The sequence below is a fragment of the Taklimakanibacter deserti genome (assembly GCA_003574785.1).
Genome location: QORU01000012.1, coordinates 197,501 through 224,172 on the forward strand (window position 1 = coordinate 197,501; position 26,672 = coordinate 224,172).

Annotated in this window: 24 protein-coding genes; 10 read left to right on the top strand and 14 right to left on the bottom strand. The window is 64.0% G+C overall.

Annotated features, from left to right (window positions below; all coding sequences use genetic code 11):
- Nucleotides 1-13: 13 nt before the first annotated feature.
- On the bottom strand, nt 14-559 hold the full coding sequence (locus DS839_RS24750) for a c-type cytochrome (protein WP_119273158.1): 546 nt from the start codon (nt 557-559) through the stop codon (nt 14-16).
- Nucleotides 560-686: 127 nt separating this feature from the next.
- Between DS839_RS24750 and DS839_RS24755 the strand changes: the two genes are divergently transcribed.
- Together DS839_RS24755 and DS839_RS24760 are read left to right on the top strand one after the other, a co-directional pair.
- Nucleotides 687-1,439: a 3-deoxy-manno-octulosonate cytidylyltransferase gene (locus DS839_RS24755; RefSeq protein WP_119273266.1), complete on the top strand. Its 753-nt coding sequence runs from the start codon at nt 687-689 to the stop codon at nt 1,437-1,439.
- Between the two features lie 20 nt (nt 1,440-1,459).
- Nucleotides 1,460-2,329, top strand: coding sequence for a prephenate dehydratase (locus DS839_RS24760; RefSeq protein WP_119273159.1), 870 nt, complete (start codon nt 1,460-1,462; stop codon nt 2,327-2,329).
- Here the strand turns inward: DS839_RS24760 and nudC are convergent.
- Together nudC and DS839_RS24770 are read right to left on the bottom strand one after the other, a co-directional pair.
- Nucleotides 2,316-3,203, bottom strand: a complete 888-nt coding sequence (gene nudC, locus DS839_RS24765) for an NAD(+) diphosphatase (protein WP_119273160.1) — start codon at nt 3,201-3,203, stop codon at nt 2,316-2,318. The genes DS839_RS24760 and nudC overlap by 14 nt on opposite strands.
- The gene (locus tag DS839_RS24770; RefSeq protein ID WP_119273161.1) at nt 3,193-3,642 is read right to left on the bottom strand and encodes a MerR family transcriptional regulator; all 450 of its coding nucleotides are present in this window, start codon (nt 3,640-3,642) and stop codon (nt 3,193-3,195) included. The genes nudC and DS839_RS24770 overlap by 11 nt, the downstream gene beginning before the upstream one ends.
- A gap of 272 nt (nt 3,643-3,914) precedes the next feature.
- Here DS839_RS24770 and DS839_RS24775 point away from each other — a divergent pair, with 272 nt between their 5' ends.
- Both DS839_RS24775 and DS839_RS24780 read left to right on the top strand, forming a co-directional pair.
- Nucleotides 3,915-7,043 carry a peptidoglycan-binding protein gene (locus DS839_RS24775; protein ID WP_119273162.1) on the top strand — a complete coding sequence of 1,043 codons (3,129 nt, stop codon included), beginning with the start codon at nt 3,915-3,917 and terminating at the stop codon, nt 7,041-7,043.
- 103 nt (nt 7,044-7,146) lie between these two features.
- The gene (locus DS839_RS24780; RefSeq protein ID WP_368911908.1) at nt 7,147-7,581 is read left to right on the top strand and encodes a DUF3429 domain-containing protein; all 435 of its coding nucleotides are present in this window, start codon (nt 7,147-7,149) and stop codon (nt 7,579-7,581) included.
- Here the strand turns inward: DS839_RS24780 and pdeM are convergent.
- Together pdeM and DS839_RS24790 are read right to left on the bottom strand one after the other, a co-directional pair.
- Nucleotides 7,574-8,257 (bottom strand): ligase-associated DNA damage response endonuclease PdeM, encoded by a 684-nt coding sequence (gene pdeM / locus DS839_RS24785; protein WP_368911897.1) that lies wholly within the window; start codon nt 8,255-8,257, stop codon nt 7,574-7,576. The two genes, DS839_RS24780 and pdeM, sit on opposite strands and share 8 nt — an antisense overlap.
- Complete coding sequence (locus DS839_RS24790) at nt 8,250-10,739, bottom strand: ligase-associated DNA damage response DEXH box helicase (protein WP_119273268.1); 2,490 nt, start codon at nt 10,737-10,739, stop codon at nt 8,250-8,252. Before DS839_RS24790 ends, pdeM begins: the two co-directional genes overlap by 8 nt.
- Nucleotides 10,740-10,921: 182 nt before the next feature.
- Between DS839_RS24790 and DS839_RS24795 the strand changes: the two genes are divergently transcribed.
- A complete protein-coding gene (locus DS839_RS24795) occupies nt 10,922-12,214 on the top strand; it encodes an MATE family efflux transporter (RefSeq protein ID WP_162918780.1) in 1,293 nt (430 codons plus the stop codon).
- Between the two features lies 1 nt (nt 12,215).
- On the opposite strand, the gene DS839_RS24800 is transcribed toward DS839_RS24795, so the two are convergent.
- From DS839_RS24800 to DS839_RS24820, 5 genes are all read right to left on the bottom strand, one after another.
- Nucleotides 12,216-12,368, bottom strand: coding sequence for a DUF3309 family protein (locus DS839_RS24800; protein WP_119273165.1), 153 nt, complete (start codon nt 12,366-12,368; stop codon nt 12,216-12,218).
- A 63-nt stretch (nt 12,369-12,431) separates the two neighbouring features.
- A complete protein-coding gene (locus tag DS839_RS24805) occupies nt 12,432-12,845 on the bottom strand; it encodes a tellurite resistance TerB family protein (RefSeq protein WP_119273269.1) in 414 nt (137 codons plus the stop codon).
- A 73-nt stretch (nt 12,846-12,918) separates the two neighbouring features.
- A complete protein-coding gene (locus tag DS839_RS24810; protein WP_119273166.1) occupies nt 12,919-14,052 on the bottom strand; it encodes an amidohydrolase/deacetylase family metallohydrolase in 1,134 nt (377 codons plus the stop codon).
- The gene (locus DS839_RS24815) at nt 14,049-14,642 is read right to left on the bottom strand and encodes a methylated-DNA--[protein]-cysteine S-methyltransferase (protein WP_119273167.1); all 594 of its coding nucleotides are present in this window, start codon (nt 14,640-14,642) and stop codon (nt 14,049-14,051) included. The genes DS839_RS24810 and DS839_RS24815 overlap by 4 nt, the downstream gene beginning before the upstream one ends.
- Nucleotides 14,639-17,470 (bottom strand): ATP-dependent DNA helicase, encoded by a 2,832-nt coding sequence (locus DS839_RS24820; protein WP_119273270.1) that lies wholly within the window; start codon nt 17,468-17,470, stop codon nt 14,639-14,641. The genes DS839_RS24815 and DS839_RS24820 overlap by 4 nt, the downstream gene beginning before the upstream one ends.
- A 134-nt stretch (nt 17,471-17,604) precedes the next feature.
- On the opposite strand from DS839_RS24820, the gene DS839_RS24825 reads away from it, so the two are divergent.
- The 3 genes from DS839_RS24825 (at nt 17,605) to DS839_RS24835 (ending at nt 21,342) form a co-directional block, all read left to right on the top strand.
- On the top strand, nt 17,605-18,468 hold the full coding sequence (locus DS839_RS24825; RefSeq protein WP_119273168.1) for a dienelactone hydrolase family protein: 864 nt from the start codon (nt 17,605-17,607) through the stop codon (nt 18,466-18,468).
- A 108-nt stretch (nt 18,469-18,576) separates the two neighbouring features.
- Nucleotides 18,577-19,611: an aldo/keto reductase gene (locus DS839_RS24830; RefSeq protein WP_119273169.1), complete on the top strand. Its 1,035-nt coding sequence runs from the start codon at nt 18,577-18,579 to the stop codon at nt 19,609-19,611.
- An 87-nt stretch (nt 19,612-19,698) separates the two neighbouring features.
- Nucleotides 19,699-21,342, top strand: a complete 1,644-nt coding sequence (locus DS839_RS24835; RefSeq protein WP_119273170.1) for a lysine--tRNA ligase — start codon at nt 19,699-19,701, stop codon at nt 21,340-21,342.
- 6 nt (nt 21,343-21,348) lie between these two features.
- On the opposite strand, the gene DS839_RS24840 is transcribed toward DS839_RS24835, so the two are convergent.
- Both DS839_RS24840 and DS839_RS24845 read right to left on the bottom strand, forming a co-directional pair.
- Nucleotides 21,349-22,227: a FecR family protein gene (locus DS839_RS24840; RefSeq protein ID WP_162918781.1), complete on the bottom strand. Its 879-nt coding sequence runs from the start codon at nt 22,225-22,227 to the stop codon at nt 21,349-21,351.
- 435 nt (nt 22,228-22,662) lie between these two features.
- A complete protein-coding gene (locus tag DS839_RS24845) occupies nt 22,663-23,298 on the bottom strand; it encodes a S24 family peptidase (RefSeq protein WP_119273172.1) in 636 nt (211 codons plus the stop codon).
- 186 nt (nt 23,299-23,484) lie between these two features.
- Between DS839_RS24845 and DS839_RS24850 the strand changes: the two genes are divergently transcribed.
- Together DS839_RS24850 and DS839_RS24855 are read left to right on the top strand one after the other, a co-directional pair.
- On the top strand, nt 23,485-23,829 hold the full coding sequence (locus tag DS839_RS24850) for a DUF952 domain-containing protein (RefSeq protein WP_119273173.1): 345 nt from the start codon (nt 23,485-23,487) through the stop codon (nt 23,827-23,829).
- Nucleotides 23,826-24,905, top strand: coding sequence for a quinone-dependent dihydroorotate dehydrogenase (locus DS839_RS24855; RefSeq protein ID WP_119273174.1), 1,080 nt, complete (start codon nt 23,826-23,828; stop codon nt 24,903-24,905). The genes DS839_RS24850 and DS839_RS24855 overlap by 4 nt, the downstream gene beginning before the upstream one ends.
- Here DS839_RS24855 and DS839_RS24860 read toward each other — a convergent pair.
- Together DS839_RS24860 and DS839_RS24865 are read right to left on the bottom strand one after the other, a co-directional pair.
- Nucleotides 24,881-25,753 (bottom strand): transporter substrate-binding domain-containing protein, encoded by an 873-nt coding sequence (locus tag DS839_RS24860; RefSeq protein WP_119273175.1) that lies wholly within the window; start codon nt 25,751-25,753, stop codon nt 24,881-24,883. The genes DS839_RS24855 and DS839_RS24860 overlap by 25 nt on opposite strands.
- Nucleotides 25,754-25,895: 142 nt before the next feature.
- A complete protein-coding gene (locus tag DS839_RS24865) occupies nt 25,896-26,669 on the bottom strand; it encodes a YbaY family lipoprotein (RefSeq protein ID WP_119273176.1) in 774 nt (257 codons plus the stop codon).
- Nucleotides 26,670-26,672: the final 3 nt, after the last annotated feature.

A 26,672-nucleotide genomic window follows, 5' to 3' on the forward strand; every position in this document is an offset into this window, starting at 1 on the left:
TGGATTCAGCCAATTATGGTGCCGGCAAAGGCTTCGGACTGTCCGACAGGGTGCGCAGATAGGCGAGAAGGTCGGCACGCGCCTGGTCGCGCTTGATCCCGCCGAAAGTCATCTTGGTCTTGGGCACGAATCCTTTCGGATTGGTGATGAACGTGTTGAGATTCTCAAAAGTCCATTTGTCGCCGGAATGCGATTTCATGTCGTCGGAATAGGCGAAGCCCTCATGCGAGGCGATCGGGCGGTCGACCACGTCCCACAGATCGGGGCCCGTCTTGTTGGCGCCGCCCTTTTCGAAGACATGGCAGGCAAGGCAGGCCTTGGCCTGGGCCTGGCCCTTGGCGGGATCGGCCTTGGCGAGGAGGGTGCCCAGCGATTCCTTGGCCGTTTCGCCACCGCCGGCGGCCTCGCCGGTGGCCGCCTCGGCGACTTCGATGATAAAACCCGGTTTTTCAGGGGTTTCGGCGTGATAAATGATGTTCTTGAGCTCGCCGAGCCCGAACACCACAAGCGCCGTCCCGAGAAATGCGCCGGCGAATTTATTGAATACGAAACTATCCATATTTGGTAGGCCGGATGACCGGTTCCCTCAATTTTCTCTGCGTGGCCCGCGGAAACTAATTGTTTCTCGAATGGCCCGCAATACGATAAAGGTCGCCTGTCAATTTGCCGCGCCCTCTCTTAACCCCATGATCGAGCACCAGAATACCATCGTCGTTATCCCCGCCCGGATGGCCTCGACCAGGCTTCCCGGCAAGCCGCTCGCCGACATCCACGGCCTTCCCATGATCGTGCATGTGTGGAAGCGCGCGGTCGAGGCCAATGTCGGTCAGGTCCTCGTCGCTTGCGCTGAAATGGAGATCGCGCGGGCGATCAAGGCGCATGGCGGCGATGCCATCGTCACCGAGCCCGGCCTCGCTTCGGGTTCGGATCGCGTCTGGGCGGCACTTTCCTTGCGCGATCCCGAACGGCGCTTCCGCTTCATCGTTAATCTGCAGGGCGACCTCCCGACGGTCGAGCCGCTCGACGTGCAGCGCTGCCTGGGTGGGCTCGTCAATGAGGGCGTCGACATCTCGACCATTGCCGCGCCCATTACCGATGATGCCGATGTCGCCAATCCCAATATCGTCAAGGCGATCGCGCCCTTGAGCGATGAGCGCGAGGTCGCTTTCGCGCGCGATTTCCAGCGCCGGCCCGCCGCCGATCTCGGGCCCCGTTTCTGGCATCACATCGGCATCTACGCCTTCCGCCGCGAGGCGCTCGAGCGTTTCGTGAAGCTCCCGGTGAGCGAGCGCGAGAGCGAGCGCCGTCTCGAGCAGATGCGCGCCCTCGACAACGGCATGACGATCGCGGTGGTGCGCGTTGACTCGGTGCCTCTGGGTGTCGATACTCCGGCCGATCTCGAGGCGGCGCGCCAGATGCTGAAGGCGAGCCGCTTTTGATTTGAGGGGACAATTCTAGAATGACAGCGAAAATCGCCTATCAGGGCGAGCCCGGCGCCAATTCGCATATTGCCTGCCGCGAAGCCTATCCCGGCCACGAGCCCACGGCCATGGGCACGTTCGAAGACGCCTTTGCCGCGGTCAAGGAGCGCGAGGTCGATCTCGCCATGATCCCCATCGACAATTCGGTGGCGGGGCGCGTCGCCGATATCCATCATCTCTTGCCGGCATCGAATCTCTATATCGTCGGCGAGCATTTCCTGCGCGTTCATCACCAGCTGCTGATGGTGCCCGGTGCATCGCTTCAAGGTCTCAAGACGGTGCATAGCCATATCCATGCCTTGGGCCAGTGCCGCAAGGCGATCCGCGAGATGAAGCTCAAGCCCGTTGTCGCCGCCGATACGGCGGGTGCTGCACGCGAGCTCGCCGAGGTCAAGGACAAGACGCGGGCGGCGATCGCCACGAGGCTCGCGGGCGAAATCTATGGCCTCGATATCCTCAAGGAGAATATCGAGGACGAGGAGCACAACACCACGCGCTTCATCGTGCTCTCGGCCGACCCGCATGATGCCGAGCCCGAGGACGCGCCGGTCGTCACCAGCTTCGTCTTCCGGGTGCGCAACGTCCCGGCGGCGCTCTACAAGGCGATGGGCGGCTTCGCCACCAATGGCGTCAATATGACGAAGCTCGAATCCTACCAGCTGGAAGGGCAGTTCGCCGCGACGCAGTTCTATGCCGATGTCGAAGGTCATCCTTCCGAGCGCAATGTCAGGCTGGCGCTCGAGGAGCTCGAATTCTTCACCTCGCATCTGCGCGTGCTCGGCGTCTACAAGGCGAGCCCCTATCGCGCCGAGATCGCCCGGCGCATGGCGGGGTTCACGGCCAAGTAACCGCGGTTTCCAGGATCTTGTGGGCGATGGCCATCGGCGGCGGCACGCCGAGGCCCTGCGGGTGGCGCTCGTCGAACATCAGGCGGACCTCGGCGCGGCTGAACCAGCGCGCATCTTCGAGCTCGGTCTTGTCGATGACGATGTCCTGGTTGAGCGCTTCGCCGATGAGCCCGATCATCAGGCTCGAAGGGTAGGGCCAGGGCTGGCTCGCCACATAGGTTATGGGGCCGACGCGAATACCGGATTCCTCCAGCACCTCCCGGCGCGCGGCTTCCTCGATCGTTTCGCCGGGCTCGATGAAGCCGGCGAGCGCCGAATAGCGGCCGGGGGCCCAGCTGGCCTGGCGGCCGAGCAGGAAATTATCGCCCGAGCGCACCACGATGATGGCGACGGGATCGGTGCGCGGAAAGTGATCGGCGGTGCAATGGGGGCAGTGGCGGCGATAGCCGCCATCCTTCATCTCGGTCTCATGTCCGCAATTGGCGCAGAAACGGTGACGTTGATGCCAGTGCAGCAGCGAGCGCGCCTGGGCGAGGGTCGCCAGATCTTGCGCCGCGAGCTGGCCTTCGATGGCAAGGCTTCTGAGGTCCCGCGCGTCCTCCAACGGCAGAGCCGCCTCGCCGGCAAAGATGACGTTGCCCTCAACGTCGAGGCCGAGGAAGACGGCTTCGGCATCGACCGCTTCCTCGAAATGGAGCTGGTTGGCGATGATGCGGGCCTTGTCGCCATTGAGGCGCAGCAATCGCGCCTTGGGGTCGGCACGCCGCGCCGCGATCCAATTTGCATCATGACGAAAAGCGGCGGCCCGATCGAGCGAGCCGCCGCTGAAGCCCAGAATGCGGGAAGGTTCTATCGCTCCCGCATCATTCGGCATTGGCCGCACGCCGAGGCGCGCTTTCTGCCGCTTCGCGTTCCTTCAGCATGCCATCGACGACCGTGATCGTCTTTTCGAGATCGCTGATCGCGTCCTCGAGCTCGAGCCGCTGCTTGCGCAGGGCCTCGAGGCGTTCACGGAATTTTGTCGACGATACCCTGAGCTGGGTGAGCTGTCCGTCCCGCAGATTGTAGAGATCGAGCATTTCCTTGATCTCTTCCAGCGAGAAGCCGACCTTCTTGCCGCGCAGGATAAGCTGCAACCGCGCACGGTCGCGATAGCTGAACAGCCGGGTCCAGCCGCGCCGATCAGGGTGGAGCAAGCCCTTTTGTTCGTAAAACCGTAACGTTCGGGGCGTTACATCGAATTCTCGGCAAAGTTCCGTTATGGAATAGGTTCGATCCCGATTCGACCGGTCAGCAACCGTCGATTGAGCCATTTTTGCTCTCCGTTCGTTTTTTATGCCCTCAGGGGCGATTGCCGTCGCGTCCTACTATATAGGACGATCGCAGCGATTCATAACCCCTAGCCTGCTTAAATTATGGACAGATGGCAAAGCTGCCATTGGGGTATCGCATGGCTAACGGTCAAAAAGGGCGAAGGAATGGCGGCCCCTTAACGGAATTTTTACCCAAAACGTTAACCTTTAGGGCGAATTAGAGGTCGCCATCCGCATCAGGGTCGCGAGGGGCCTGGAAGGTTAGAGCGGGTATGAAGCCGGGTATTCCGTGGAGCGTAAAGGGCATCGACAGCGAGGCCCGCGAGGCTGCCAAGCATGCCGCGCGACGCTCAGGCATGACCTTGGGCGAATGGCTGAACACGGTCATCCGCGAGCAGGCCGACGAGGTCGAGCCGCCGAAGAAGCCCCGAGCCCCTAATGCCATGCTCGACATCCAGAGCAAGCTCGATCATCTGTCCGAGCAGCTCACCCGCATGGCAAGGCGCGACCAGGATACGACGGCCGGGCGCCATTACGAGAAGAGCCGTCCTGCCCCGGAGCAATCGCTCGGCGATATCCTGGCCCGGGTCGAAGCCTCCGAACGCCAGGCGGCGGAGAATTTCGCCCAGTTCGGCGAGCGCATCGAAACGCTCGGCGACAAGTTCACCAAGGGCGTCGAGGGCTTTCCCCGCAATCCTGAAGATGTTCCGGGCTACCGCTCGCTCGAGACCGCGGTGCGCAACATCGTCGATCATATCGAGGTGAGCGAGCGCAAGACGCGCGACACGCTGAAGTCGGTGCAGGATCGCCTGAACGATGTCGCCTATGCGGCGAGCGCGCCTATCGACAGTGATCGGCTCCTGTCCAATGCGCCGCTCATCGCCCGCATCGAGAGCCGCATCGCCGATCTCGCCGGCCGCATGACCGACAAGGAGGAGGGGATCAAGGAGGATCTCCGCAAGCTCGTCCAGGGCGAATTCGGCAAGCTCATGACGCGCATCGATTCGGTGAAGCAGGCCTCGGAAGCTTCGGCACAGCGCGCCCAGGCCCAGGCGGTGCAGCAGGCCCAGAAGGATCTGCGCGATTTCGAAGACCGCATGGAGGACTTCCTCAAGGCAGCGCAAGCGCCGCATGAGCTCGGCCGCCTCAGCGCCGAGGTGGAGAGCCTTGGCCAGCGGGTCGACGACCTCAAGGCGGAAGCGGCTTCCGAGCATGATTTGCGATCGCTGCGCGTCGTGATCGAGCAGCTTTCGGCGCGCGTCGCGCAAGGGCCCGACCTGCGTCCGCTCGCCGATCTCGACCGGCGCCTGACCGAGATCACCAAATGGCTCGAGCAGGGCCGCGGCGATCATGTCGGCAATCAGATCGCCGATCTCGAGCAGCGCGTCTTCGAGCTCGACAATCGGATCGCCCAATCGATGCGCCAGGATCATGCGCCGCAGGCCCGGGCCGGCGTCGAGCGTGAATTTGCCGGCCTCTCCGACCGTCTCGCCAATACCGAGCAGCAGCTCCAGCACATCGCGACCCTCGAACAATCGATCCATCAGCTCTATCAGAGCATGGAGCAGAGCCGCGGCTGGGCGCGCGACATGGCCGAGGACGCCGCCAATCGCATGGCGAGCCGCCTCATGCAGGACTGGCCGGCCAAGGGACCGGGCATCGGGCCGTCGCCGGAGTTACAGGCGCTCGAAAATGCCCTCGAAACGGTCAGGACCAATTACGAGACAGCCGACCGGCGCAATCAGGAGACCTTGGGCGCGGTTCATGAGACGCTGGAGCAGATCGTCAACAAGCTGACCGAGCTCGAGCAGCTGCGCGGCGAACCGCAAGCTGTGGCTGAAGTCGAAGCTGAGCTCGCTGCGGATCCGAAAGTACCACCCGTTCGGGAAGACGAGCAAAGCTGGCCTGATCTGCGCAGCGAGGTCGGCCCTGATCCCTATCGGCCGCTCGATCCGCCCTCACCGCCGCCGGTTGAGCCGGTAGCGCCGGCGGTCCAGAGCGAGCTCATTGCCGCGGCGCGCCGAGCCGCGCAGGCCGCCGCTCAGCAAGCGCCGGGTCCCTCGGCCTCGGGCTTCCTCGGCCGCCAGAAGGCCGCTGCCAACCAGGCGCCGAAAGGGCGGTCACGCTTCTCCTTGCGCTTCCGTAAGAGGGAAAAACCGGTGCAAGCGGCCGGCATCGCGCTGGCCGCAGTCGAAGGCAAACAGGACCTGCGCGGCAAGCGCCGCCGGCTCATCGTGCTTGCCATCGCACTTTTGGCCGCAGTCTCGGCCTTGGCCTACAACAATTACTTCAAGAAGCCCGCCGACGCGCCGCCGCCGCAAGTGGAGGACAAGCAGCCGTCGCCGGGCAGCTCCAGCACGCTCGAGGGCGTGAGCAAGTCGATTGCTTCCTCGCTCGGCACGGTTCTCGCCAAGTCCGATGCCATTTTCGGCAGTGGCAATTACGCAAGCTCGCTTCCGGGCGGCGGCGTCAGCACCGTGTTCGGCGAGGTCGCGATCAACGACGCCGAGGCGCTGCCTTCGGGCATCGGCTCGGAGAGCTTGCGGCAAGCGGCATTGGATGGCGATCCCGCGGCGGCTTTCGTCGTGGCTTCGCGCTTCGCCGAAGGCAGGAACGTGCCCCAGGACTACAAGGCCGCGGCGCGCTGGTACGGCGTTGCGGCCGCGAAGGGCCTGGCGCCGGCGCAATATCGCCTGGGCGCGCTTCTCGAGCGCGGCACCGGCGTTACGGCCGATCCGGACAAGGCGCGCCAATGGTATGAGCGTGCGGCAGGGGCCGGCAATGTCCGCGCCATGCATAATGCGGCGGTGCTGCTCGCCAATGGCCAGAAGGTCAAGGTCGACTATGAGAGGGCGGCGCGCTGGTTCGCGGAAGCGGCGGCCCATAATCTCAAGGACAGCCAGTTCAATATCGCCCTGCTCTATGAGCGCGGCCTCGGCGTCGGCCAGAATCTGGGCGAGGCCTTGTTCTGGTACAGCCTTGCCGCCCGGCAGAACGATCACGATGCCGCGGCCAAAGCGAAGACGCTGGAAAGCACTTTGCCCCGGGGGGTGACTGCCGAGGTCAGGTCCAGGCTCGCCCAATGGACGCCCAAGCGCGATAGCGACAAGGCCAATATCGTGGCGATCACCAATCCCGAATGGCAGGACCGCCCCGTCGCGGCACCGGCGACCGACATGCCCGTGATCGGCGCGGCAACGCTGAGCTTCGACAATGGCAATCCGGTCCAGGAGGCCCAGGCGCTCCTGAGCCGGCTCGGCTTCGATGTCGGCGAGACCAACGGGACCATGGGAAGCCGGATGCGGAACTCCATTCGCCTGTTCGAATTGCAATCGGGCATGCGGATCACCGGCGAGGTGACGCCTGAGCTTCTGGCCAGATTGCGCGCCAAAGCGGGCTGAGGCCCGCCTCTCTCACCCTTTCCGCGAACGGGAAGGAGAGTGATATAAGCATGTCTCCTGCGGATTTTGCGAAAGGGGAACCAGGCTGCGCGCGCACCATGCCATCCCACGACCAGCACTTGCTGTCGGAATCCTTGCTCTGATTCCGTTCCCGCTGCTGCTGGTCCTGATGTGGATCTCACCGGCCCCGTTCCCGCGCGCCTCGTTCGGATCGGCATTCTTGTCCTATGGGGCGTTGGTTCTCGCCCTCATGGGAGGCGCGCACTGGGCATTGGCGACCGGCCCTTACGGCCGTGCCCGCATTGCCGTCGAATGGCTGATCGGCCTCGCCGCCCTCTTTGCCGCCTGGGCGTGCATCGTCCTGCCCGCGCATCTGGGCCTGTCGCTGCTGATCGCCGCCTTTCTCCTGCTGACGCTGCGCGATGCACTGACCGCCGAGGCGGCGGGGTTCCCGCTGTGGTTCGCCAGCTTGCGCAGCTATGTCGCGGCCGCGGTGATCGTGACGTCGGTCCTGGCGCTGGTGCGCATCCTCATCTGATGCGGCCTGCGGGGAAGCGATGGATGGCCTTGCCGCCGATCATCCAGACATGGAAATCGCCGTCCGGGAAGATCGCCTGGAAGGGGGCGGCGGAGACGCTTAAGCCTCCTGTAAAGCTGCCATAGGCCGGCATGACGAGGCGGCGCTCATGGCCGACGAAACATTTGCGCCGGAGCGAGCGTCCGCGCTGCGCCAGCGAGGCGGCAGGATGGAGATGGCCCGCGATCTCGATGTCCTCATGAGAGAGCGTGCCCGGGATGTGGCGCAGCGTGATCGGCCCCAGGATGATTTCATCGGCATGGTGGCCGCCGAGCGCCTTGGGCGGCGAGGGATCGTGATTGCCGGCGAGCCAGATAATGTCGATGCCGCGCGTGAGCCGGGCAAGCTCGGCGACATCGGTGGCGTCGATGCGCTGATGCGCCTCCTCATCGTGGAATGAATCGCCGAGCAGGATGAGCCGCTTCGGTCGCGCCGCGCCGAGCGAGAAGGAAAGATACTCGAGCGTCGCGCGCGTGTCATAGGGCGGCAGATGCACGCCGCGCCGGGCGAGGCTCGAAGCCTTTTCGAGATGGAGATCCGCCACGAGCAGAGCGTCGAATTCAGGAATATAAAGCGCCCCGGCAAGATCGGGCAGCAGGTCGAGGCCGCCCAGCCTTATGGATGCCGCCCTAGACAAGGCGCATGGCCTCATCGATGAGTTCGTCTTCGGCTTCGGCGAGAAGAGCGTCATCCGCCTCGCCGTAAACGGATTCTTTGCCGATCTCAAGCATCACCGGCACGGCGAGCGGCGACACCGTGTCGAGAGCGCGGTGGACGATCTGGCCGCGGATGCGCCGGAGCAGCGCGCCCAGCCGGTGCACGTCGATGAGCCCGTCGGCTGCGTCATCCCAGGCCGCCCGGAGCAGGATGTGCTGCGGCTCATGCCGTCTCAGCACGTCATAGACGAGATCGGAATTGACCGTCGTCTGCCTCGCCGTCTTCTCCTTGCCGGGCCAGCGCCGCTCGATGAGCCCGGCGATGATCGCCGCATTGCGGAAGGTGCGCTTCATCAGGTTGGATTCGGCGAGCCAGGCATCGAGATCATCGCCCAGCATGTCCTCGCCGAAGAGCTGGCCGAGATCGAGGCGCTTGGAGGCGATCATCAGCGACAGGTCGCGCAAGGTCCACACGACGAGGGCGTATTCGGAGGCGACGAAGCCCATGGGCTGGGCGCCTATTCGCTCGAGCCGGCGGGTGAGCAGCATGCCCAGCGTCTGATGCGCGAGCCGACCCTCGAAGGGATAGCACACCATGTAATGGCGCTGTGCCCGGGGGAAGGTTTCGATGAGCATTTGCCTGGGCGAAGGGATGACCGACTTCCAGCGCTGGACCGAAAGCCAGTCGCGCACTTGGGCAGGCAGTGCCGGCCAGGTCTTGGGATCGGCCAGCATCTCGCGCACGCGCTCGGCGAGATAGGTCGAGAGCGGAAACTTGCCGCCTTCGTAAGAGGGGATGGCGGCGTCGCTCGCCGCCGATCGCGAGGCAAGCGCGCCGAATTCATCGAGACCTTCGAAGCGCAGGATCTCGCCGCCGAAGGTGAAAGTGTCGCCGATGCTGAGCTGGCTCAGGAACCATTCCTCCATCTCGCCCAGCACCCGCCCGCCGGTGACGAGCCGCTTGCCCAGTTTTTTGCGCACATAAGCAAGCCTGACTTTCAGCATCTCGGCTTCGACGATGGTGCCCATATTGAGCCGGTACTGCTGGGCGAGGCGCGGATGGGCGAGGCGCAATTCCCCCTCGCCCCAAGGCTTAAGCTTGGCATAGCGCTCGTAGGCCTTGAGCGCATAGCCGCCATTGGTCACGAATTCGACCGCTCGGTCGAAATCCGCGCGCGTCAAGTTGCGATAGGTCCAGGCGGACTTGACCTCGGCATAGAGCTGGTCGGGATGGAACGGTGCGGCGCAGGCGCGGCACAATATGTGCTGGGCGAGGACGTCGAGCTTGAGCACGCTCGGATATTCCGTATCCTGGGCGCCCGCGGCGGCAGCATGGCGTGCGGCCTCGCATTCCAGCACCTCGAAGCGGTTGGAGGGCACGAGCAGAGCTTGCGAGGGCTCGTCGAGCCGGTGGTTGGAGCGGCCGATGCGCTGCAGGAGCCGGCTCGATCCTTTCGGCGCACCGACATGGATGACGAGGTCGACATCGCCCCAGTCGATGCCGAGATCGAGCGTCGAGGTGCAGACGACGGCGCGCAATTTGCCGGCCGCCATCGCCGCTTCGACCTTGCGTCTTTGCGCCACGTCGAGCGAGCCGTGATGCAATGCGATCGGCAGATGATCCTCATTGGCCGTCCACAGGCCCTGGAAGGTCATTTCCGCTTGCGAGCGCGTATTGACGAAAATGAGCGTCATGCGCGCCGCCTTGATGGCGGCATAGACTTCGGGGAACGCATAGCGCGACGTATGGCCCGCCCACGGCACGCGCTCGGCCGATTTGAGGATGCGGATATGGGGTGCGGCGCCGGCCGCGCCCAGCACTAGCTCGGCCAGGTTCTTCTGGCTGCCTTGCGGGGTAAGCCAGGCCCTGAGCGCATCCGGATCGGCGACCGTGGCGGAAAGACCGATGCGGCGCGCCTTAGGCGCCAGTGTCTGCACCCGCGACAGAGCCAGCGACAGCAGCACGCCGCGCTTGGAGGTAACGATCGAATGAAGCTCGTCGAGCACGATGGCGCGGAGATCCTGCAGCAGATGCGCCACACCGGGATCGGCGACGAGGAGGGAGACCTGCTCGGGCGTGGTGATCAGAATATCGGGCGGCTTCTCGCGCTGGCGCTTGCGCCGCGAATGCGGCGTGTCGCCGGTGCGCGTCTCGATGCGGATCGGCAAGCCCATCTCGCTGACCGGTGCCTCGAGGTTGCGCGCGATGTCGACGGCGAGCGCCTTGAGCGGCGACACATAGAGCGTGTGGATGCCTCGCCGCTCGCCATTGTGGGTCAGCTCGACGAGGCTCGGCAGGAAGCCGGCGAGCGTCTTGCCGCCGCCGGTCGGCGAAATGAGAAGCACGTCGAGCCCGGCTTGCGCCTTGTCCAGCACCTGAAGCTGATGCGGACGCGGGCTCCAGCCGCGCGCCCGGAACCAGTCGGTGAAGACTGCGGGCAATCTTGTCGGACGATCATCCATGCGCTGGAGCATAGCCGGATTGGGTCTCGCGATGCCAATCGTGAAAGCCGCCGCTGCCAGAATCTGTCAGCAGCGTGGAGGGTCCAAATCCAACAGGAAAAACGCGAATTTCCTCCGCTTCGGAATCGTTCTAATCTGGCTTCATGCAATCCCCACAATCGACACCGGTGACGCATAAGGGCGTGCTTGCGATCGCTGTGCCCATCATGCTCTCCAATGTCACAGAGCCCATGATCGGCGTGGTCAACACGGCGGTGATCGGCCAGCTTCCCGGCGCCTATTACATCGGCGCCATCACCGTCGGCAGCCTGATCTTCAATTTCATCTATTGGGGCTTCGGGTTCCTGAGGCTCGGGACCGGCGGGCTCTCGGCCCAGGCGACCGGCCGGGCCGACGCTGAGGAACTTGTCGCCGTGCTCATGCGCGCCCTCATCATTGCCGGGCTCCTGGGCGTGGCGATCATCCTCCTTTCACCACTGATCGGCCGGCTCGCTTTCGGCCTTCTCGAAGGCTCGGCCGAGGTCGAGAGCCACGCCGCGACCTATTTCTATATTCGCGTCTTCTCCGCGCCCTTCGCGCTGACGAGCTTCTGCCTGCTCGGCTGGTTCGTCGGCCAGGGCCGCGCCCGCACGGCTTTCATCATCCAGCTCTATCTCAACCTCACCAACATGGCCCTGAGCCTGCTGTTCGTGCTGGGCCTCGGCATGACGTCGGACGGCGTGGCCTTGGCCGCCCTCATCGCCGAGGTCACGGCAGCGCTTTTGGGCCTCGTCATCGCTTACCGGCGATTGCGCGAGATGGGTGCCCGCTTCGAGCGCTATCGCGTGTTCGACCGGGCCAAGCTCATTCGCACCTTGGCTATCAATCGCGACATCATGATCAGGACGGTCTGCCTGGTGCTGGTCTTCTCCTGGTTCACGGCGCGCGGCGCCAAGGCGAGCGATGTCATCGTTTCCGCCAATGCCGTCCTGATGCATTTCTTCGACGTTGCCGCCTTCCTGATCGACGGCTTCGCTTTCGCCACCGAAGCGCTAGTCGGCCAGGCGGTCGGCGCGCATGATCGCCGGCGCTTTACGGCGGCGGTGCGGCTCACCTCGATCTGGGCGCTGGTCGTCGGTTTCCTGACCTTCGCCGTCATCTGGCTGGGTGGCCCTTGGTTCATCGATATGATGACGGTCAATGCCGAGGTGCGCGAGACGGCGCGCCATTATCTGTTGTGGTCGGCGCTGGCGCCGCTCATTGGTGTCGCCTGCTTCCAATATGACGGCATCTTCACCGGCGCCACCCAGACCGCCGACATGCGCAACATGATGCTGGTCTCGATGGTCGTGTTCTTCCTCGCCTGGTGGCCGCTGGAGCAGGCCTATGGCAATCACGGCCTGTGGGCCTCGATGATCGTCTTCTTCGCCGCGCGCGGCATATTCTTCGCGCTGCGCATGCCGGCCCTGCGAAGAGCGGCCTTCAGTCAGAGATAGATCAAGCGCGTCCAGTGAGGACGAGAATCAGCAGGATGATGAAGATCAGGCCGATGCCGCCGCTCGGATAATAGCCCCAGCCGCGGCTATAGCCCCAATTCGGCAGGGCGCCGATCAGGAGCAGGATTAGGATGATCAACAGGATGGTGGTCATTTGAACCTCGTGTTGAGGGAAATGTTCCTGTGACAACGCGAGGGATGGCTTCAGGGTTCCCGTCTATTCCGTCTGGTAGCGGGCGATGGCGCTGCGCTCGAGGGCCGCGGTGACGAGCTTGTCGAGGCCCAGATGGTCGCGCAGCATGGCGAGGAAGCGCAATTCCTCCTTGCCGACGGCGAGATCGGAAGCGGCGATCTCGACGGCGAGCGCGTAAGCGGTCTCGCGCAATTTGGGCGAGAGCGCTTCGGCGGCGAGGCCGAAAACCGCCTCGAGCCCTTCCTTGTCCTGCAGGATCTCGCCGCATTCCTGCGCGACATGGGTGAGCTTGTCGGCATCGAATGACCGGAAGATCGGCAACTGCTTGACGATGCGGCCGATGGCCTTGAGCTCGCGATCGCCGAGATGCCCTTCGACGGCGGCGATGGTGACCATGACATAGATCAAGGCGTGATGGGTGCTAACGGTCTTACCCACGGAAAGCTCCATTCTTTGAATGCCCGACTGGCTAGCGGGAGAGGGAGGTTTTGTCCAGCGCCGGGATGACGGGCTACCCCCACCATTCGCCGCGCATCACCATGCCATGGGGCGCTATGCGCTTCTCGCCCTCGAGGTGCTCGCCCGTCACGTCGACATAGTCGAAGCGGCCTTCATCGATGCGGATGAGTGTCGCATCGCCGAGCGAGCCGACTTTGAGCGTGCCGAGATCGTGCCGCTTGATGGCGCGGGCCGGCGTTTCCGTCGAAGCGCGGATGACGTCGGTGAGGCCCATGCCGAGGCACAGGAATTTCGACATGGTGGTGACGAGATCATGCGCGGGGCCATTGATGCACAGAGCGTGGACATCGGAAGAAATTGTGTCGGGCTCGAAACCGTTGGCCAGCATGGCGCGCGCCGTCTTGAAGGCGAAGGAGCCCATGCCATGGCCGATGTCGAAGAGGACGCCGCGCTTGCGCGCGGCGAGCACCGCGGGCTTGATCGTGCCCTGCACCGTTACCGGCGCATTGGGGAAGGGCCGGAAGGCGTGCGTCAGCACGTCGCCGGGTCGGAGCTTGGCAAGCACGTCTTCGTAAGTGGGGGGCGGCTCGTCGATATGCGCCATGAGCGGGATGCCCGCTTCGTCGGCCGCCTGCAGGGCGACATCCAAGGGCGCGATGCCCTGATCGCCCGAGGCGTGGCGGCCGACCCTGACCTTGATGCCGACAATATGATCGGGAAATTCTGCCGCGACCCTGACCGCGCCGCGCGGGTCCATGAGCCGCATGTCCTCGCTTTCGCCGACATGCACGTCTGTCGAGAAGCCGTAGATGCCGGCATGCGACACATGCAGATAGGCATAGATGCGCGAGCGCGCGGGCTCGATCACGTGCTTGGCGAAGCCCGGGAAATTGCCGGGGCCGGCCGAGCCCGTGTCGACCGACGTGGTGACGCCGCTCTTCTTCGCATAGAGGTCGGGATCGACGCCGAGCGAGGTTCCGCCCCAATAGACATGGGTATGGAGATCGATGAGGCCGGGAGTCACGATGAAGCCCGACGCGTCCTGGATTTTCGTTCCGGCGTCGCGCTTGAGGTTCTGCCCGACGGCCGACACCTTGCCTTGCGCGAAGGCGATATCGGTGACGGCATCGAGGGACTGCGACGGGTCGATGACGCGGCCGCCGGTGAGGATGAGGTCGTGAGTCATGATGTTCTTGCGTTACGAGGTCTGCGGGGTGGGGCGGCGAGCGGAAGCTCGTCGAAGAGGGAAGGCGCATTGTCGGTCTTTGCGCGCTCGATGGCAAGCATGCGGAATTTGGTCTCGACGCCGCCCGTTGCCGAGAAGCCGCCGGTCTTGCCGCCCGCCGCCAGAACGCGATGGCAGGGCACGATGATCGGGAAGGGGTTGCGCCCGAGCGCCTGGCCGACCTCGCGCGCAAGGAGCGGATCGCCGAGCTCCTTGGCGATATCGCCATAGGTGCGGGTAGCACCGGGCAGGATGCGCCGCGCTATATCATAGACGCGCTTGTTGAAGGACGGCACCTCGCCGTCGTCGAGAACGATGTCCTGGAGGTCGTCGGGCTCGCCCCGGAGCAGGGTCTGGATGCGTTCGATGGCCCGGGCGACCGCGGGCGATGGCGGCACCTCATCAGCTTCCGGGAAGCGCGCCTTGAACCGCGCGCGCAAGCGCGTCTCCTGTGCTTCCGGCAGGCTCACGCTGGTGATGCCTTCATCGCTCCAGGCAATGCCGCAGGCGCCGATCGGGGTGGTGAAGAAACAGTAGGACAGGGTCTTCATGCCGGCGAACCCTGCGTGAAATCGCGCACCATGTCGATCGCATCGACGAGGCCGACACGTTCGATGCGCATGCCGGGCGGGAAGGCGGTGCAGAAACGCGAGGCGAGCCTCGGATCGAGCACGACGAAGCAACCACGGTCGCCGTCGCGGCGGATGAGCCGGCCGAAGGCCTGGCGCAGGCGCAGGCGCACCGTCATGTCGGTATAGGCCTGACCGCCAAAGGCCTGGCGCCGGGCGCGCTCGAGGATCGTCGGCGTGCCCCAGGGGACGCGGTCGAGCACGATGAGCCTGAGGGAATCGCCCGGCACATCGACCCCGTCCCTGACCGCATCGGTACCGAGGAGGCAGGCGTCGCGCTCGGCCCTGAACATGTCGACCAGCGTCCCGGTATCCATCGGATCGACATGCTGGGCATAGAGGGCCAGGCCTTTCTGCGCCATCGGCCGCACCAGCTTCTTATAGACGGCGCGCAGGCGCGAAATGGCGGTAAAGAGGCCGAGGCCGCCCCCGCCCGAGGCGGCGAAGAGCTCGCGATAGGCGGCGGCGAGCTGGTCCATGTCCTCGCGATTGACGTCGTTCACCACGATGATGCGGCTCGCCTTGCGGTAGTCGAAAGGCGAGTCATAGCTCGCCCGCATTACCGGATAGGGCAGATGCACGGCCCCGGTGCGCATCTCGGCATTGGTCCAGTCCTCCGGCGCCTCGGGCGGCCGGTCCTTGAGCGTCGCCGAGGTGATGACGACGCCATCGGCTTCCTTGAGCACGGTGAGCGCCAAGGGCTCGGTCGGGTCGATCCAGTGGCTGTGGAGCCCAACATCGGCTTCGCGGCCAAAGATCTGGTCGACCGAGAACCATTCGACGAACAGGGGATTGGGTTTGTCGAGCAGCCTTTCGATCATGTCGATCCAGGAGCCGACCATGAGCTCGCCGCGCCGGCGCAAGGAGCGCGACACCGCTTCGATCCGCCCGCGGTCATGAGTGGAGAGCTCGGCCGCTTCGTCATCGAGCTTCTTGGCCAAAGCCGCGGCGAGGTTGGCCATGGGTTTCTTGAGATCGATCAAGGCGGCGGCGAGCTCGCCCGCGGCGGGGCTGAGCCCTTCCACCAAGGGCGCGCAATCGGTCTCGAGCGTCTGGCCGGAATTCTGCTCGGCGCGCGCCAGTACCTGCTGGCGCACCAGCGAGAGGAAGACTTCCGCCGCCCCTTCGGGGGTGCCCGCCTGGATACGCCGGGTCCAGCCGGGGCCCGGCAGCGCATAAGCGGCATTGAGCACCGCATTCATGTGCTTCTCGGCGAGCTCGTCATCGGCGACGAGATCGCCGACCCGGTCCCTGAGCCCGCGGCCGCGCCGGCCGGCCGACTCAGGTCCTCTGAGCCAGCGGCGGAGCTCGGCGGTTTCGAGCGCCGTCAGATGGCCGGAAAAGGCGCTGTCGGCGGCATCGAAGAGATGATGGCCTTCATCGAAGACGATGCGGCGCAGATCCTGCGGGGCTGAGGATTCCTCCTTGGTGGTCGTAAAGCCCAACGCCTGATCGACGGCGGCCTTGCGCAGCACGAGCGCATGATTGGCGATGACGAGATCGGCCTTGCGGCCCTGCACCATGGCACGCTCGATGAAGCATTTGCGGTAGTGCGGGCAGGCCGAATAGATGCATTCGCCGCGCCGGTCGGTGAGCCCGAGGGAAGCGGGCGATATGGCGCGCGTCTCGCCGTCGAAGGCGACATCGTTGAAAAGCGGCAACAGCCAGGAAGGGAAGTCGCCCCCTACCATGTCGCCGTCGCGGCTGGCCCTCGCCCAGCGCGCGATGAGGCCGGCGAGCAGCGCCGAGCGCGTATTGGCGGAGCCCATCCTGGCGAAAGCTTCCTGCAGATTGAGCAGGCAGACATAGTTCTCGCGACCTTTACGGATGACGATGCGGTCGCGGCGCTCGGCAGGATCGGCGATGATGCGCTGGGTCTCCTGGTCGATCTGGCGCTGCAGGTTCTTGGTATAGGTCGAGACCCAGACGGGTGCCGCGTTCTTGCGCGCCCATAGCCAGGAGGGCGCGAGATAGCCCAGCGTCTTGCCAAGCCCGGTGCCCGCTTCGGCGAGAAGGATGTGATTGGCGGTCTCCTCGTCACGCGGCTGGAAGGCATGAGTGGCGGTCGCCGCATAGTCCTTCTGCTCGAGCCTTGGCTCGGCATCATCGCCCAGGAGCTTGTCGAGGAAGTCCTTCGCTTCATCGGCCGTCACACCATGATGCGAGCCGGGCGGCCTGCCGCCGTCGTCTTCCCACTCATCGATGCGGTCCCACACATTGAGGCCGGTGACGAAGGTGCCGATATCGAGGCGCGGATTGGCCTTAGTGAGCTCGCCCATGACGGCGCGCGCCCAGGGCCAGTTGGCGCGGGCGAGGAAAGTCGCGATCTCGGCCGTCTCGCGGATCAAGGGATAGGCAGGGCTTGCCAGCCTGGCCAGGAGCTCCTGGGCGATGGCGCGCAGCAATTCGGTCTCCTCGCCCGAAGGGTCGAGATGGAGCGAGCGGGCCAGCCCCTTGGGTGTCGGTGTGGCGAAACGCGCCGGGCAGGTGAAGGCGAAGAGCTCGGCCACGTCGAAGTGCTTCTGCTCGCGCGCTTGGCGGATCACCGCACGCGGGGCTTCGGCGGCGAAGCCCAGGCGCTCGATGACGAAGGCCGCATGGCAGAGGAGATGCGGCTCGCGGATGAGGTGGGTCAAGGCCTCGCCCGCCTCCAGCCGCTTGCTGTGGCTAAGCCTGAGCGCAACGCCCTCCAGGACGGCGACGGGTGCCGTCAGGGCTTGCGGGAAGAGCAATGCGGAGGTGAGGGACATCGGCCGGAACATACAGTGATCAAACGAGCGCGTACAGGAATCTCTGCGCCTTGCGCTCAGCTAATCGTGATCACGCCCGCCTGGAACATGTCACCTGGTGACCGCATTGTTCCCCTCCAACGAGGAGGAAGATCATGGACCAGAAATATGTCGATCTGTTCGACCGCTACACCCATGGCCAGATGAAGCGCCGTGACTTTCTCGAAAGGCTGACCCTGCTGGCGGGTGGCACGGCTGCGGCCTCGGCCATCCTCCCGGCGCTCGAGAACAATTACGCCATGGCCGAGATGGTGGCCGAAAGCGACGCGCGCATCGCGCCCGAAACGATCACCTATGATTCAAGTGCTGGGAAAATATCGGGCTATCTGGTCAAGCCGAAAAACAATCAGAGGGCCGGCGGCGTGATCGTCATTTCCGAGAATCGCGGCCTCAATCCGCATATCAAGGATGTGACGCGACGGATCGCAACCGAGGGCTTCCTGGCGCTGGCGCCGGATTATCTGAGCATCAAGGGCGGGACGCCTAAGGACGAAGACAAGGCGCGCGAGATGATCCAGACGCTGAAGCCCGAAGAAACGGTCGCGATATCGCGTGCGAGCCTCGCCGTCTCGGCGGCGCGGCCGGATTGCACCGGCAAGGTCGGCGCGGTCGGCTTCTGCTGGGGCGGCGGACGGGTTGGAGAACTGGCGGTGAACGAGCCTGCTTTGGCTGCAGGTGTCGTCTACTATGGCTCCCAGCCCAAATCAGATCAGGTGCCTGCCATCAAGGCGCCGCTTCTCCTCAACTATGCCGGGCTGGATGAGCGCATCAATGCCGGCATTGCCGATTTCGAGAAGGCGCTCAAGGACAACGGCAAGGTCTACGAGCTCTTCATCTATGAGGGCGCCAATCACGCCTTCAACAACGACACCAATGCGGCGCGCTACAACAAGGACACGGCCGAACTGGCCTGGAGCCGTACTGTCGAGTTTCTCAGCAAGAATCTCGCCACTGCCTGAAGATTGGGCAGCACCGCACCAGGCCGATAGCACCCATCCGCATTTCTCGCTTGCCAGGTGGCCAAGCGCCTGCATGATCGCCGGCCTGCAATCGAGAGGAGAAGGATCATGGAGTTCAGGCAGCTTGGCGGCTCGGGATTCAAGGTACCGGCCCTTACCATGGGGACGGCGACTTTTGGCGGCGGCAATGAATTTTTCAAGGCCTGGGGAGCGACCGGCGTCGATGAGGCGACACGGATCGTCAGCACCTGCCTCGATGCCGGCGTCAGCATGTTCGACACCGCCGATGTCTATTCGAACGGTCTTTCGGAAGAAGTGCTGGGCAAGGCGATCAAGGGTCGCCGCGACAAGGTCCTGATCTCGACCAAGGCCACGTTCCGTTTTTCCGACGAGCCCAACGATGTCGGCTCATCGCGCTATCACCTCATCAAGCAGGTCGAGGGCAGCCTGAAGCGCCTCGGCACCGATGTGATCGATCTCTTCCAGCTGCATGGCTTCGATGCCAAGACGCCGATCGAGGAAGTGACGTCGACGCTCGACGATCTCGTGCGCCAGGGCAAGATCCGCTATCTCGGCTGCTCGAATTTCTCCGGCTGGCATCTGATGAAGTCGCTCTGTGTCCAACAGCGCTACGGCTATGCCCGCTATGTCGCGCATCAAGCCTATTACTCGCTGGTCGGGCGCGATTATGAGCTGGAGCTGATGCCGCTCGCCCTCGACCAGGGTGTCGGCTGCGTGGTGTGGTCGCCTCTGGGCTGGGGCCGCCTCACCGGCAAATTGCGTCGGGGCGCCCCCTTGCCGAAGCAGAGCCGCCTGCACAAGACCGCCGATAACGGACCCCCGGTGCCGGAAGACTATCTCTATAAGGTGGTCGATGCGCTGGACGAGGTCGCTCAGGAGACCGGCAAGACCGTTCCGCAGATCGCCCTCAACTGGCTCTTGCAGCGGCCTTCCGTCTCGACGGTGATCATCGGCGCCCGCAACGAGGAGCAGCTCAAGCAGAATCTGGGGGCGGTCGGCTGGAACCTCACCAAGGAGCAGGTGGCGAAGCTCGATGCGGCGAGCCTCACCACGCCGCCCTATCCCTATTGGCACCAATTGGACTTTGCCGAGCGCAATCCCTTCCCGGTCGACCGAGGTTGACGTCAAGGATCGTGGCTTATAGACGAAGGCCCGGCAAATCTTCAGGATTTGCCGGGCTTTCTCATTCTAACCAGCAAAGACAGGACAATGACCGACCAACACCTTCGCGCCGCCGCTCTCGCCAGCAAGGCGTGGCCTTTCGAAGAGGCCCGCAAGCTTCTGGAGCGCGTGAAGGGTAAAAAACAGCCGGTGAAGGAAGTGCTGTTCGAGACCGGTTATGGCCCCTCGGGCCTTCCCCATATCGGCACCTTCGGCGAGGTGGCGCGCACCTCCATGGTGCGCCATGCCTTCGAGACCATGTCGGACATTCCCACCCGTCTTCTGTGCTTTTCCGACGACATGGACGGCCTGCGCAAGGTGCCGGACAATATTCCGAACAAGGAAATGGTCGCCCAGCATCTCGGCCGCAAGCTCACCTCGATCCCCGATCCCTTCGGCAAATTTGAGAGCTTCGGGCATCACAACAATGCGATGCTGCGCCGGTTCCTCGATGCCTATGGCTTCAAATACGAATTCGCCAGCGCCACGGAGTACTATACATCCGGCCGCTTCGATCAGGCATTGCTGCGTGCGCTCGAATGCTATGACGAGATCATGGCGATCATGCTGCCGTCGCTGCGCGAGGAGCGCTCGCAGACCTATTCGCCCTTCCTGCCGGTGCATCCGGAATCGGGCGTCGTCATGCAGGTGCCGATCGAGAGCCGCGATGTGAAAGCAGGCACCATTGTCTGGCGCGATCCGGCCTCGGGCAAAGCCTATGAGACACCGGTCACGGGTGGACACTGCAAGCTGCAATGGAAGCCCGACTGGGCGATGCGCTGGTATGCGCTCGACGTCGATTATGAAATGTCGGGCAAGGATCTCATCGATTCCGTGAAGCTCGCGAGCCGCATCTGCAAAGTGCTGGGCTCGAACCCGCCCGACGGCTTCAATTACGAGCTCTTCCTCGATGAAAAGGGCCAGAAGATCTCGAAGTCCAAGGGCAACGGCCTCACCATCGATGAATGGCTGACCTATGCCGATCCGCAAAGTCTGCAGCTCTTCATGTATTTGAAGCCGCGTGAGGCGAAGAAGCTCTATTTCGACGTGATCCCGCGCGCCGTCGATGATTATCAGGCTTTCCTCGACGCCTATCCGCGCCAGGATATGGCGCAGCGCCTCACCAATCCGGTCTGGCACATTCATGCAGGCTCGCCGCCCAAGCCGGAAGTGCTGGTCTCCGATCAGGGCGGCCGCACCCAGACGGTGTCCTTCGCGCTGCTTCTCAATCTCGTCGCCGTCGCCAATGCCGAGAGCAAGGACGTGCTGTGGGCATTCCTCAAGCGCTATGCGCCCTCCGTGTCGCCCGAAACGCATCCGCGTCTCGATGCGCTGGTCGGCTATGCCATCCGCTATTTCCAGGATTTCGTGAAGCCGCAGAAGCGCTATCGCCAGGCGACGGCCGATGAGCGCCAGGCGCTCGAGGACTTGTCCGACGCGCTGGGTCGTTTGCCCAAGGAAGCGACGCCCGAAGAGATCCAGCAGGCGGTCTACGATATCGGCCGGCGCGATCCCTATAAGACCGTGCAGAAGGACGGTTCGATGGGCGTGTCGCTCGCCTGGTTCAACACGCTCTATCAGGTGTTGCTGGGCGAGGAGAAGGGACCGCGCTTCGGTTCATTCGCGGCCCTCTACGGCATCGACAATACGCGCGCTTTGATCGGCAAGGCGCTCAAGGGCGAATTGGGATAAGACGGATTACTTCTTGCCGTGAGGGCCGCCGTGTCCCTTGCCGGGGTTGTCGTTGTCACTACGCGATCCGTCACCTTCATCGCCATTGCCGAAGCCCTTATTCGACTTGCTCGTTCCTGGACCTGAGCCTGGATCTGGATCTGGATCTGGGGCGGGACCCGGAGGTTCAGATGTCGATCCAAGAGCGGCCTTCAATCCCGCCGGCGTTGCACCGAGACCCCTCCGGGCCGCGCGGCTGAAGCAGTTTTTGCCGGCCTGGCGGAATTGCGAGCCGAGCCGGCCCTGATTGGCGAGCAGCGGGAAGGCCTGGTTGACATTCAGCCCGGACTCCATGCCGGCGCTCAAGGCTTGCGGAGTGCTGACCTTACCGCCGCCGGCGACGAGAAAGTCGCATGTGCGGGTGAGGGTCTTGCAGCCGCCGCCGCCGCAGAAGCTGACGGCGCCACGGAACAAAAGCACATAGACCCGGCCGTTGCGAATGGTGAAATCAAAAGCCGTGCCGCGGATGCCTATGGTGCCATAGGGCGTCGCGATCTTCTTGCCGGAGAAGGCGCCGCTGATATAGCGGAAGGCGCCCTTGGAGGCTTGGATGCTGGCGCGCTGCGCCGACGCGCCCTTGTAAATCGACTTGTCGATGGTGAGCGACGCCGAGGGACCCATGGCGAGCTTGGTGCCGTCGTCGAAGACGAACTGGCCGACGCCGGTCGCGTTCGATCTCAGCACGTCATTCAAGAAGATCGGTGACGATCTCTGCAAGGTGCGCCCATTGGCGCTGACCGTCGTCGAGGCTTGCACCGCTTTGCCGATCGGTGTGGCGGCAATGGCGGGACTGCAGGCGATGAAAGCAAAAGAAAGCGCGATGGCAAACTGCTGCCTGCTTCGCATGATACATTCTCCGGAGGCGAGCCCTAGATCGCCCATTTACCCCCTCTCTGGAATTAACCTTAGGTTAAGCATAGGCTTTTTGTCAATGATTGTTGTTGCGCAGGCCGCTTTGATCTGGGCACTCGAGCCACATTGTTGTGATCAGAAGGGTGGCCTTCGATCAGACGGCGAATTCCAGCTCGTCATCGTCTTCGTCATCCGGCAGTGGTCCGGGTCCACCTGGTATGCTGGGGCATCCGGGGCCTGGAGGTTCTGACGTCGCTGCGGCTTCGGATGTGCCTGCGGCAGGAGGGTTGGCGAGGGCTGGAGTGCCGGCCATGAGAGCATAAAGAAAAGCGATCACGATCAGCTGCGAAACAGGCATGTCACGCCTCCGGGTGGAACCTACAGTCCAGTCGCCCCTTCTTGAAGGTTGCCTGGATTTCCCGCCGTCGCCTACTGTCCCGCCCAGATGATCCGGGCGACCCAGTCGATGTCCTTCATGTCGATGCTCTTGATCTCCTCGGCTGGGTTGAAGGAAGCGAGCTCGACGGTCTTGGCCGATTGGCGGTGCAGGATGCGCGCCAGCACCTCGCCGGTCGTCGTCCTGGCGATCACCCGGTCGCCTTTGCGGATCGACGTCGAGGGCGAGACGATGACGATATCGCCCTCGCGATAGACGGGCAGCATGCTTTCGCCCTGGATCTCGACGGCATAGGCATTCTGATCGACGATGCCCGGCGCCTCGATCTCGTCCCACGACGTGCCGACCGGAAAGCCTGAATCGTCGAAGAAGCCGGGCTTGCCCACTTGCGTGAAGCCGATCATCGGGATCTGCCGTCGCTTGGGCGGTTGGCCTTTGCGGCCGCTGAGCAAATCGCTGAACTCCTCGACCGAGGCACCCGAGGCTTCGAGCACGCGCGCGATGCTTTCGGTTGTGGGCCAGCGCGGCCGTCCATCCGGTCCATGGCGCTTGGACGGATTGAACGAAGTCGGATCGAGCCCGGCTTTCTTGGCGAGGCCCGAGGCGGAGAATCCGTAACGTTCGGCGATGACGTCGATCGCCGCCCAAACTTGCTTGTGAGTGAACATGGCCACGCTCCCTGACAGGGTGCCGGTAAGGTTCGTTGTTTTCGTATTTATAGGAACTAATACCTTAAATTATGACCTTTGTCGAGTCCCGCGAATCCGCTCAAAAGCCGGTCCAGGGACGACGATTTGTGCCGTTCCGGGCCTTGAATCTATGGTTTAAGGCTCTTGCGCAGCGAAGGATGGGCCATGCCGACGATCTACAAAATCTGCGACCGGGAGGAATGGGAAAAGGCCTTGGCGCAAGGCCAATTTGCCGGTTCTGCGGTCGACCGCGAGGACGGCTACATCCATTTTTCCGCCGCTCCTCAGTTGCGCGAGACGGCGCGACGCCACTTCGCCCATCGTCAGGATCTCGTTCTCCTTGCCGTCGAAACGGAAGTCTTGGGGCCTGAATTGCGCTGGGAAAAATCTCGGGGTGGCGATCTCTTTCCGCATCTCTATGCGCCGCTCGCGGTGGGGAGCGTTCGTTCCGTCATGCCTTTGCCGTGGCGGGGAACGGCGCATGAATTCCCGGCGGACATCCCGTCATGACGCTCGCCGAACGAGCGTTCCCGCTCTTCAATCCGCTGCTCCAGGCGCTCGATGCCGAGACGGCGCATCGCCTCACCATCGCGGCCTTGCGCGTGGCGCCCTTGGCCGCGTCGCCGCGGCCTGACACCTCCTTGCGCGTCGATGCCTTTGGATTGCAATTCGACCATCCGCTGGGGCTTGCCGCCGGCTTCGACAAGAATGGCGAAGTGCCCGATCAGATGCTGGCGCAAGGCCTGAGCTTCGTCGAAGTGGGCACCGTCACGCCTAGGGCCCAGGACGGCAATCCGCGGCCGCGCCTGTTCCGCTTGCGCGAGGACGAGGCGGTGATCAACCGCATGGGCTTCAACAATGAGGGCCATCTCGCTTTGCGCCGCCGCCTCGAAGCGCGCCGCGGCCGTGGCGGGATCGTCGGCGTCAATATCGGCGCCAACAAGATCACGGACGACCGCATCGCCGACTATGTCCGGGGCTTCGAGGCCTTCGCCGATATTGCGAGCTATCTGACGGTGAATATCTCCTCGCCCAACACGCCGGGCCTGCGCGATCTGCAAGCGAAAGCGGAGCTCGAAGCCTTGCTCAGGCGCTTGAGTGATGCGCGTGGCAGCCGAACATCGCCGCCGCTCCTGGTGAAGATCGCCCCCGATCTCGCCGATGACGCGCTCGACGACATGGCGGCGGTATTCCTCGCCATGAAGGTCGACGGCGTCATCGTCTCCAACACGACGCTGGCGCGGCCCGATCTCGGCTCGCCCTTGGCGCCAGAGACGGGAGGCCTGTCCGGCCGTCCGCTCTTTGCGCCATCCACCCGGATGCTGGCGCGCTTGTTCCTGCGCCTCGAGCGGCGCATTCCGCTCGTCGGCGTGGGCGGCATCGACAGTGCGGACAAGGCCATCGCCAAGATCGAGGCCGGCGCCAGCTTGCTGCAGCTCTATTCGGCGCTCGTCTTCAAAGGGCCGGCGCTCATCGCTGAGATCGTCGCGGGGCTCACCGAGAGGCTTGAGGCCTCAGGCGTCGCGAGCATCGCCGAGTTGGTGGGCAGCAAGGCGTCCGACTACCAGAAGCGCGCCGGGACATAGCGGCTGAAGATGCGCGCATAGGCGCCCTGCTCCTGCAACTGGTCGAGCGCATAGTCGAAAGCCTGTTTCAACTCCTCATCGCCGCGCCGGACCAGGAAGACGTAGGGACGGCTGAACGAGGCGTCGTCATAATAGGCGCCGTCGACATATTTGCAGCAATTCTGCGAGGCGCTGCCGCGCATCCAATAGACGAGCTGCAGCCCGTCGCCGAACAGGATCTCGACCTTGGTGGTGCGCAGCGCCTCCTCGAGATCGGCGAGGCTCGGATAGGGAACGATCACCGAGTCGGCGAAATTGCGCTTGAGCCACCCCTCATAACCGCTGCCGGCAAGGACCCCGATGCGCTTGCCGGCGATGGCATCGCGCGTCACCTGGGTGAGCTCGCTATCCTTGCGCACCACGAAGCGGCCAAGGGCCCGATAGATCGGACGGGTCGGCTGGAATTTTGCCAATGTCGCATCGTCGAGCCTGAGGCCCGCGACGATGCCGCCGGCCGAGAGATCGCCCGACAGCGTTTGCCATGGCATCAGCACGACCTGGCATTTGGTGCGCAGTTCCTGGCAGGCCGCTTGCGCCGCCTCGACCGCGATGCCCTGGGGCTCACCCGTGGGGCCCGCATAGCTGAAGGGCGGGAAGTCGTCATCCGCCAGTATCGTGATCTCACCGCGTGTGAAGGAAAGGGGTTTGCCGCCGAGATCGATCTGACGGAAGCGCGGCAAAGGCGGCGGTTCGTTCTCCTTGGGCGCCGGGGTGACGCTCAGATCCTGCGCGCCGAGCAGGCTGAGGCCCGCCGGTGCGACGGCGATGAGGGCGGCAAGAGCGGTTATCCGGGCAGCGCGGCCGATCATGGGAACGGGCTTGAATCCAAAGAATCCTGTGGCGTCACCGCCCAAGACCTACAACCTGGATGAGGCAAATGAAAGTCCGGCGAAAAACTTATCTGGATCGCGTCCTTATCGCCAAAGTCGAGCAACTTTGGCGGGACGCGCTCTATAACCTGGCCAGCCGCAGCACGGTGACCCCATGCGCGTCGACAAGGATGAGCCTGTCTCTCTGCTCGTCGATCCGCCAAAGCCGCGTGTCGCCGAGGGCCGCCAGGAACTTGCTCTCCTGATCCATGACGGCGGGCGGGCAGGCCATCTTGGTCGAGATCATCGGTCCGAAGCTGATATGCGCGCCATCGACGGTCGCCTTGCCGCTGATCCGGTTGCAGCCGCCGCTGCCGGTGACCTTGCCGTCGGCGGTGATCTCGATCAGCGTCTTGGGATCGCCGATGACGCGGCGATTGCGGATGGATTCGGCAAGCCAGCGTCCGTTGAGGGGCAGGGTCGCCGCGGCGGCGGATTTGACGAACTCGACCAGGATACTCGTTTCATCGGCATTGCCGGCGAGGGCGGTGTGGCGGGTCGTGGTGATGAACCACAGCTTGCCATGGACGGTGATGCGCGCTTCGAGGGCGTAAGTGTGGCCGCGCTGGATCCTCGCTTCGTCGAAGCGCAGGCGATAGGGGATAGGCATGCGGTGCCGGGTCTTGACCCGGGTGACCGCGAGGCTACGCGCCGGGGCGTCGGCGAGCGAGACATCGACAAGCCGCACTTCCAGAAGCGCCTCGGGCGGAAGGGCGATGCGCTCGCGATAGGAGACCTGGCCGCGCAGCGCCCGACCCGTCGCCAAAGCGGGTGACGTCGGCAAAGCGAGTGCCGCGGCCGCGAGCCCCAAGAGGCTGCGCCGCGATAGGGCCAGACGGGGATTTCCCGGTTTCATGCT

Bases quoted from the DNA above. Each gene is read 5' to 3' on its own strand.
- DS839_RS24750 (WP_119273158.1), bottom strand. From the start codon at position 559: ATGGATAGTTTCGTATTCAATAAATTCGCCGGCGCATTTCTCGGGACG.
- DS839_RS24755 (WP_119273266.1), top strand. From the start codon at position 687: ATGATCGAGCACCAGAATACCATCGTCGTTATCCCCGCCCGGATGGCC.
- DS839_RS24760 (WP_119273159.1), top strand. From the start codon at position 1,460: ATGACAGCGAAAATCGCCTATCAGGGCGAGCCCGGCGCCAATTCGCAT.
- nudC (WP_119273160.1), bottom strand. From the start codon at position 3,203: ATGCCGAATGATGCGGGAGCGATAGAACCTTCCCGCATTCTGGGCTTC.
- DS839_RS24770 (WP_119273161.1), bottom strand. From the start codon at position 3,642: ATGGCTCAATCGACGGTTGCTGACCGGTCGAATCGGGATCGAACCTAT.
- DS839_RS24775 (WP_119273162.1), top strand. From the start codon at position 3,915: ATGAAGCCGGGTATTCCGTGGAGCGTAAAGGGCATCGACAGCGAGGCC.
- DS839_RS24790 (WP_119273268.1), bottom strand. From the start codon at position 10,739: ATGGATGATCGTCCGACAAGATTGCCCGCAGTCTTCACCGACTGGTTC.
- DS839_RS24800 (WP_119273165.1), bottom strand. From the start codon at position 12,368: ATGACCACCATCCTGTTGATCATCCTAATCCTGCTCCTGATCGGCGCC.
- DS839_RS24810 (WP_119273166.1), bottom strand. From the start codon at position 14,052: ATGACTCACGACCTCATCCTCACCGGCGGCCGCGTCATCGACCCGTCG.
- DS839_RS24815 (WP_119273167.1), bottom strand. From the start codon at position 14,642: ATGAAGACCCTGTCCTACTGTTTCTTCACCACCCCGATCGGCGCCTGC.
- DS839_RS24820 (WP_119273270.1), bottom strand. From the start codon at position 17,470: ATGTCCCTCACCTCCGCATTGCTCTTCCCGCAAGCCCTGACGGCACCC.
- DS839_RS24825 (WP_119273168.1), top strand. From the start codon at position 17,605: ATGGACCAGAAATATGTCGATCTGTTCGACCGCTACACCCATGGCCAG.
- DS839_RS24830 (WP_119273169.1), top strand. From the start codon at position 18,577: ATGGAGTTCAGGCAGCTTGGCGGCTCGGGATTCAAGGTACCGGCCCTT.
- DS839_RS24835 (WP_119273170.1), top strand. From the start codon at position 19,699: ATGACCGACCAACACCTTCGCGCCGCCGCTCTCGCCAGCAAGGCGTGG.
- DS839_RS24840 (WP_162918781.1), bottom strand. From the start codon at position 22,227: ATGCGAAGCAGGCAGCAGTTTGCCATCGCGCTTTCTTTTGCTTTCATC.
- DS839_RS24845 (WP_119273172.1), bottom strand. From the start codon at position 23,298: ATGTTCACTCACAAGCAAGTTTGGGCGGCGATCGACGTCATCGCCGAA.
- DS839_RS24850 (WP_119273173.1), top strand. From the start codon at position 23,485: ATGCCGACGATCTACAAAATCTGCGACCGGGAGGAATGGGAAAAGGCC.
- DS839_RS24855 (WP_119273174.1), top strand. From the start codon at position 23,826: ATGACGCTCGCCGAACGAGCGTTCCCGCTCTTCAATCCGCTGCTCCAG.
- DS839_RS24860 (WP_119273175.1), bottom strand. From the start codon at position 25,753: ATGATCGGCCGCGCTGCCCGGATAACCGCTCTTGCCGCCCTCATCGCC.
- DS839_RS24865 (WP_119273176.1), bottom strand. From the start codon at position 26,669: ATGAAACCGGGAAATCCCCGTCTGGCCCTATCGCGGCGCAGCCTCTTG.